The organism is Candidatus Margulisiibacteriota bacterium (assembly GCA_018822365.1).
GTDB lineage: Bacteria > Margulisbacteria > WOR-1 > O2-12-FULL-45-9 > XYB2-FULL-48-7 > XYB2-FULL-45-9.
Genome location: JAHJKL010000004.1, coordinates 1 through 6418 on the forward strand (window position 1 = coordinate 1; position 6418 = coordinate 6418).

General features: G+C 51.9%; 7 protein-coding genes. 6 read left to right on the forward strand and 1 reads right to left on the reverse strand.

The features are described 5' to 3' along the window. Positions 1-238 precede the first annotated feature (238 nt). On the forward strand, positions 239-1180 hold the full coding sequence (locus KKF06_00195; GenBank protein MBU1616186.1) for a hypothetical protein: 942 nt from the start codon (positions 239-241) through the stop codon (positions 1178-1180). A gap of 248 nt (positions 1181-1428) precedes the next feature. Continuing rightward, positions 1429-2271: a serine/threonine protein kinase gene (locus KKF06_00200; GenBank protein MBU1616187.1), complete on the forward strand. Its 843-nt coding sequence runs from the start codon at positions 1429-1431 to the stop codon at positions 2269-2271. A gap of 52 nt (positions 2272-2323) precedes the next feature. Here KKF06_00200 and leuC read toward each other — a convergent pair whose 3' ends face one another. Next, positions 2324-3607 carry a 3-isopropylmalate dehydratase large subunit gene (gene leuC, locus KKF06_00205; protein ID MBU1616188.1) on the reverse strand — a complete coding sequence of 428 codons (1284 nt, stop codon included), beginning with the start codon at positions 3605-3607 and terminating at the stop codon, positions 2324-2326. A gap of 82 nt (positions 3608-3689) precedes the next feature. Between leuC and KKF06_00210 the strand changes: the two genes are divergently transcribed. The 4 genes from KKF06_00210 to KKF06_00225 all read left to right on the forward strand — a co-directional run. Beyond that, complete coding sequence (locus tag KKF06_00210) at positions 3690-4172, forward strand: hypothetical protein (GenBank protein ID MBU1616189.1); 483 nt, start codon at positions 3690-3692, stop codon at positions 4170-4172. Between the two features lie 17 nt (positions 4173-4189). Beyond that, positions 4190-4702, forward strand: coding sequence for a TIGR00725 family protein (locus KKF06_00215; GenBank protein MBU1616190.1), 513 nt, complete (start codon positions 4190-4192; stop codon positions 4700-4702). Then, positions 4702-5988, forward strand: coding sequence for a phosphomethylpyrimidine synthase ThiC (thiC, locus tag KKF06_00220; protein ID MBU1616191.1), 1287 nt, complete (start codon positions 4702-4704; stop codon positions 5986-5988). Before KKF06_00215 ends, thiC begins: the two co-directional genes overlap by 1 nt. A gap of 44 nt (positions 5989-6032) precedes the next feature. Then, on the forward strand, positions 6033-6418 hold a 386-nt coding region (locus KKF06_00225), incomplete at its 3' end, for a hypothetical protein (GenBank protein MBU1616192.1).

Genomic DNA, 6418 nt, shown 5'->3' on the forward strand with positions numbered 1-6418 from the left:
ATACACTTGCCACTGGTGACTCCTTTCCCGTGTGTGATGACACGGCTTCTTAAGATCTGCTTGAGCTTTCTATAGTATATCTCGCTGATATATCCGATCTTAATTAACTGAGGGGGGTCACCATGTCCATAGAACTTTCTAGCCCCAAATAAAATCTCCTGAAATTTTCTTCCTTCCCAGACGACAACTTCTTAGAGAGCGGCAGCTCCGCTCCCCAAATTAAAATTTAGGCGGGAATATGTTAATTAAAACTGAATTGAGACGCGCCGGGTTTTTTCCGGCGGGAGTTGCCGATCACGTTATTTATCCGGGCCGCAATGGCCGGATCGCGGCTTGCCAACCTTACAGATTTCCCGCCGCGGCCAGGGAAATCCCGACCGGAGAACGGGCGGTTGTTGCCAGCGACAGGCAAGCGTATCTTTCCGCCCGACTCTCAATGTCCCAAGTATTATCAGCCATGGGGGCGACGGGAAATAACCAGACGGAGGAAAATAAAGCGGTTATTACTTCTCCCGGGCTGGCGCCGGCGGAGGTTGAGAGGTCTTTCAGTCTGGCAGGGCCGGAATTTGCCGCCGATTTTGCCAGGCTTTCCAATATTATTTTTTGCCCGCTGATCCTCCGGGTTGATAATGGGAATAACTTCTGGGTCCCGGGCTTTGAATTGGGGATGTTCGGACTTGAGCCCGCCGCCCAAAAAGCTTTTTTAAGCGGGGCAATGTATTTGGGCGACCCGGCCAGAATGGTTTTTGTCAGCACTTTTTCGGCGGAAAAGCTCCCGATCCCCGGGGAAGAACTGCACTGGAATTTAAGCTACCTGGTCGGCCGGGTCAGGGTCAACGCCCTGGCGGTCGCCAAGGGGTTGTCTGTCCAGGATTTCGGGGAGAGCGCCCGTGACTGCTACGCCGAGATCTACCAGATCAGACTGACCCAGAACCTGCTGGAGCAGACTTTGGCTGCTGATCCGAACTTCAATACTACTGAAAAATTTATCTTTATCCTGAAGTATCTGATCAGTTTTGACCGGATGGTCGGCAAAGCGGCCGGCCTGATGACTCAGGTGGAAAAACAGCAACTGGCCAGCTTTGCTGGGGGAGAGGGGCTTGATACTATCCGGAGTTACAACCGGGCGTTCGTGGAAGCGATGCTGGGCCCCGCAGTCGGAGAGCAAACCGCCAGCTGACCTCTGCCCGATGTTCATTATAAATAACCTGCAATTTTTGCCGATTTTTTACGATATATACATAGAAGGAGTACCATATGAGTACGTTTGGCCGAATATCAATATTTGACAGTTTAAGGCCTGGCTGGAAAACCAGCCTTCGGGCCCCTTCATTTTCCAAAGCGGCAAAAGTAGGCAAAGGCGTTAATCCCTCTCTGCCTAAAATCGATTATGATCACACTATTGACACAAATCATATTTTGAACTTAATGTCAGCCACCCATAAACACGTAGTTAACGAAACAGGTCCGATTGAATTCGGCAATTTTCTTTTGACGCAAAGGCTTGGCCAGGGGGGATATGGGATTACCTTTAAAGCGCTCGATATGAGAGACGGAAGAGAGCGGGTTGTTAAAGTCCCTTTAAGGTTTGATGACTTTAATTTTAAAGCGCTGGTTGAAGAGGGGCAAAAGGCGCTGGTCAGTGGCAGTCTTGACGGCCAGGTCGTTACGGTCAAAGAACTTGGCGATGTTAATGGGGTGCCGTACATTTCAATGCGACTTATTGATGGTAATAATCTTTATGAGATCCTGGCCTTGAACGGGGGATTTTTGCCGCAGAAACGAAGCCTTGAAATAATGATCGATCTTTGCGATTCGGTCGAACACTACCATGCGCTGGGGATCATCCACCGGGATATTAAGCCGGAGAATGTAATGATCGGCCATGATGGGAAAGTCGTTCTGATCGATCCCGGACTGTGTGCGGTCGAAAGCGAAGCGACCGGTTTTGCCGGGACGCCGCTCTATTTTTCCCCGGAGCAGGCGAGGGGGGAACAGCTTACCCCAAGGTCGGAAGTTTTTACGCTTGGCGTGATCTTGTTAGAATTGCTGACCGGGGAGCATCCGTTCAGATCATTTGATCATTCGGCCCTTATAGACGCGATCCAAAATAACGAGCCGGACTATAGTTTACTGCCTCAGCGGACCAAGGAACAAAAACAAGTGCTTCATGTTATCCGGCGGGCGCTGGTCAAAAATCCAAACAAACGGCCGAGTTCAGTGGCCGAACTGCGCCGCCAGCTGGAAATTATCTCAAGGAAATTGCCGTGATTAATAGAAGTGTTAAAACATCAGGGTCACAATTTGTGACCTTAAAAAGTATTTAAAGGTCTTCGGGACTAACAATCCGTCCGGCGACCGCTGAAGCGGCGGCGACCGCGACGTTGGAGAGGTAGACTTCCGACTTAGGATGCCCCATCCTGCCGACAAAGTTCCGGTTGGTCGTGGCGATCGCTCTTTCCCCTTCAGCCAAAATTCCCATATGGCCGCCGAGACAGGGGCCGCAAGTAGGTGTAGAGACCGCCGCTTCCGCTTTCAGGAAAATGTCGAACAACCCTTCTTTCATCGCTTGTGCGTATATCTTCTGGGTCGCCGGGATAATGATCAGGCGGACATCCCTGTGTTTCTTTTTACCTTTGAGGACTTTGGCCGCGACCCGGAGGTCTTCGATCCGACCGTTGGTGCAGGAGCCGATGACCGACTGGTCGATCTTTATTGATTTGCACTGGCTGACCGGCTTGGTGTTGCTGGGGAGGTGAGGGAAGGAGACCTGCGGTTCGATCTTGGAGACGTCCCAATCGTAAACCTGGACGTATTCGGCGTCGGGATCAGACTGAAATAATGACAAATGGCCAATGACAAATGTCAAATGTTGGTTAGATATTTTATTTTTTAGATAGGAGATTGTTTTTTTATCAGGAGCAAAAATCCCGTTCTTGCCCCCCGCTTCGATCGCCATGTTGGCCATGGTCATCCTCCCCTCGACCGAGAGGGCATTGATCGCCGGGCCGGTAAATTCCATCGACATATAACGGGCGCCGTCGACCCCGATCTGGCCGATGGTGTAGAGGATGAGGTCCTTGGCTTCAACCCATTTGGGGAGTTTGCCGCGGTAGACGAATTTTAATTGTTCCGGGACCTTGAACCAGACTTCGCCGGTCGCCATCCCGGCCGCCATGTCGGTAGAGCCGACGCCGGTCGAGAAAGCCCCCAGGGCGCCGTAAGTACAGGTGTGGGAATCGGCCCCGATGATCAGGTCGTCAGGCTTGATCGCCCCCATCTCCGGCAGGAGAGCGTGTTCGACCCCCATACAGCCGATCTCAAAGAAATTGACGATCCCGTATTTTTTGGCGAATTCGCGCATCATCTTGACCTGTTCGGCCGATTTGATGTCTTTGGCCGGGGTGAAATGGTCGGGGACCAGGAAGATCTTCTTTTTGTCGAAAACTTTTTTGACGCCGATCTTCTCGAACTCTTTGATCGCCGTGGGTGAGGTGATGTCGTTCCCCAGGACGAGGTCGAGCCTGCAGTTGATCAATTCGCCGGGAGAGACCGACTTTTTTCCGGAGTGTTTGGCGAGGATTTTTTGGGAAATTGTCTGTGCCATAACCTGATTTTATCAAAGTTCCCCCTCGGTTTCAAGAAAACTCTATGTTATAATTCCATCACGATAGGAAGGGTGATTTTTCATGAAAAAAATCTTTGCGGGGTTGTCTGCTCTGTTGCTCCTTGGTTGTTTTAGTCAGGTCAAGGCGGAGATTGGGGTCGGTTACGAAACAATGGTGGTCCTGCCGCACGCTTTTACTCTCTACTACAAAGATAAATCGACCGGGTTGGGGGCGAAGTTTTCAGCCGATTTTGGGACCTCTCTTCTTTCCAACATGGTGAAACTTTACGGCTCGATAGTTACTTTGGGACTGGCCAATATTAACAGCGTAAACTTTTATACCGCCTCGATAACCAAAGATCTTACCCAGGAGCCAAGGTCGCGCTCTTACGCGCGGCTTGGGGCGATGTTCTTTTCCGCTTCATCGGGGAGCGCGTCGACGACCACGACGATCCCGACGCTGGGGATAGGTTGGGAGTGGGAGGATGGCCTTTTTGGCCAGGCTACTTCCTGTGAAATTGGGTATCCGGAATTCTTGACCCTGGGACTGCGGCATTATTTTTAAGCGAGGAGATTAACTTGATCAATAAGGTTTTTATCGCGGTCATTGGCGAAAGCCACGCGTCGGCGGAGATCGCTAAACTGGCCGAAGAGGTTGGGATAGAGATCGGCAAAGCGGGGGCGGTCCTGGTTTGCGGCGGTTTAAAAGGGGTCATGGAGCATGTCGCTAAGGGGGCCAAGAGCGCCGGAGGCACGACAATTGGTATTTTACCAGGGAGTAAGCGGGACGATGCCAATCCTTATATTGATTATCCGATCGTTACCGGCATTGGTTACGCCAGAAATAAACTGGTTGTCAAAACGGGGCAGGCGGTCATTGCGGTGGGGGGGTCTTACGGCACCCTCTCGGAGATCGGCTTTGCTTTAGGTTATAAGATACCGGTCGTTGGACTAAACACCTGGCAGATGATCCACCACGATGGCCAGTTGGACAAGCAGGTTCACCGGGTTAATACCGCCAAGGACGCTGTTGTCCTGGCCATGAAATTAGCCCGTGAAGCCAAACCGGAAGAGCCGCGAGAATTCAGAAGCTAATGACTACCCAACGTCAGGCCGCTTTAAAAGGGGTTATCACCCCGCAGATGAAGCAAGTAGCCCGGGACGAGGGAACAGGTGACACGGTTATACGGGATGGGGTAGCCAAAGGGACAATTGCGATTCCGTTTAATAAAAGGCATCGAGGGGTCAAGGCAATAGGCATAGGCAAAGGCTTGAGGACGAAAGTTAACGCCAACATCGGGACCTCGGCTGATTTTCCCCAGCTTAAAAACGAACTAAAAAAACTCAAGGCGGCTCTTGACGCCAAAACCGACGCGTTGATGGACCTGTCGACCGGCGGCGACATCAACGCCACTCGCAAAGCGATCATGTCCGCTTGCCCGGTCCCGGTCGGGACCGTTCCCATCTACCAGATGGTCGTCGAAAAGAAAATGACGGTCGAGGGGATGTTTTCGGTCGTGGAAGCGCAGGCGAAAGAAGGGGTCGACTTTATGACGATCCACTGCGGAGTGACCAGGGCTTCGGTGGCTGAACTGAAAAAGCACCCCCGATTGATGGACGTTGTCTCTCGCGGCGGAGCGCTGATGATGAAATGGATCCTTGATAACGACCAGGAGAATCCGTTTTATGAACACTACGACCGCTTGCTTGAGATCGCCGCTAAATACGATGTCACGATGTCGCTCGGCGACGGGATGCGTCCCGGCTCGGTCGTCGATGCGGGTGACGCGGCGCAGATCAAAGAGCTCAAGATCCTGGGCCAATTGACCAAAGAAGCGTGGCGGGCTGGGGTCCAGGTAATTATCGAAGGGCCTGGACATGTTCCATACGATCAAATTGTCGAGCAGATGAGCATGCAGAAGAAGTATTGTTATGGGGCCCCGTTCTACGTCCTTGGTCCCCTCCCGACTGACGTTGCTCCCGGCTATGACCACATTACCGCGGCGATCGGCGGAACGCTGGCGGCGGCTTCCGGCGCTGATTTTCTCTGCTACGTGACGCCGACCGAACATCTTGGCCTGCCGGAAGCGGATGATGTCAAAGAAGGAGTTATCGCTTCCCGGATCGCCGCCCACTGCGCCGATATTGCCAAGGGGATCCCCGGCGCGATCGAGTGGGATAGGGCGATGTCCAAAGCGCGCAAAGAGCTCAACTGGGGGAAGCAGATAGCGCTGGCGATCGATCCGGAAAAGGCGAGGGAGATACATGAGAAGAGAAGGGGAATGAGGGGCCAGGGGATTAAGGGACTTGATGCTGCTGACGTCTGCTCCATGTGTGGCGAATTCTGCGCGATGAAGGTTTCCAGCGAAGCGCTGAAATAATCCAACTGTTTGAAATTTATTATTTTTTACTGCGATGATTAATCATGGCTAAGATTATTCAACTGCCAACTACCACATATTATCATCGAACCTTTTTGCCCGGCCATCAGGCTGATGTCAGGTATTTTCCCAGGCCGACCCCGATATATCACGGCGCGAAATACATTGATTCTGATAACATAACCCGTTTTTCCCGGTTGACCGGTTATGCTCTGCCGGGAGGTTTTATGTCGTTTACCGACCGCCTTTCGCCGAGAATCATTTCGCTGGCGATCTCTTTTTGGCAAGAGCATGAAAAACGCGACAACGAATGGGTCCCTCGTTTTCAACAATTCCCTCCAGCCCGGCAAATAGATTATCTCCGGATATTTTTTAGCCACCACAATCCCAGGAATTTTTTTGAAAAAGCGACCGAGACAACCGCCCGGCG

Bases quoted from the DNA above. Each gene is read 5' to 3' on its own strand.
- KKF06_00210 (MBU1616189.1), top strand. From the start codon at position 3,690: ATGAAAAAAATCTTTGCGGGGTTGTCTGCTCTGTTGCTCCTTGGTTGT.
- KKF06_00200 (MBU1616187.1), top strand. From the start codon at position 1,429: ATGTCAGCCACCCATAAACACGTAGTTAACGAAACAGGTCCGATTGAA.
- KKF06_00195 (MBU1616186.1), top strand. From the start codon at position 239: ATGTTAATTAAAACTGAATTGAGACGCGCCGGGTTTTTTCCGGCGGGA.
- leuC (MBU1616188.1), bottom strand. From the start codon at position 3,607: ATGGCACAGACAATTTCCCAAAAAATCCTCGCCAAACACTCCGGAAAA.
- thiC (MBU1616191.1), top strand. From the start codon at position 4,702: ATGACTACCCAACGTCAGGCCGCTTTAAAAGGGGTTATCACCCCGCAG.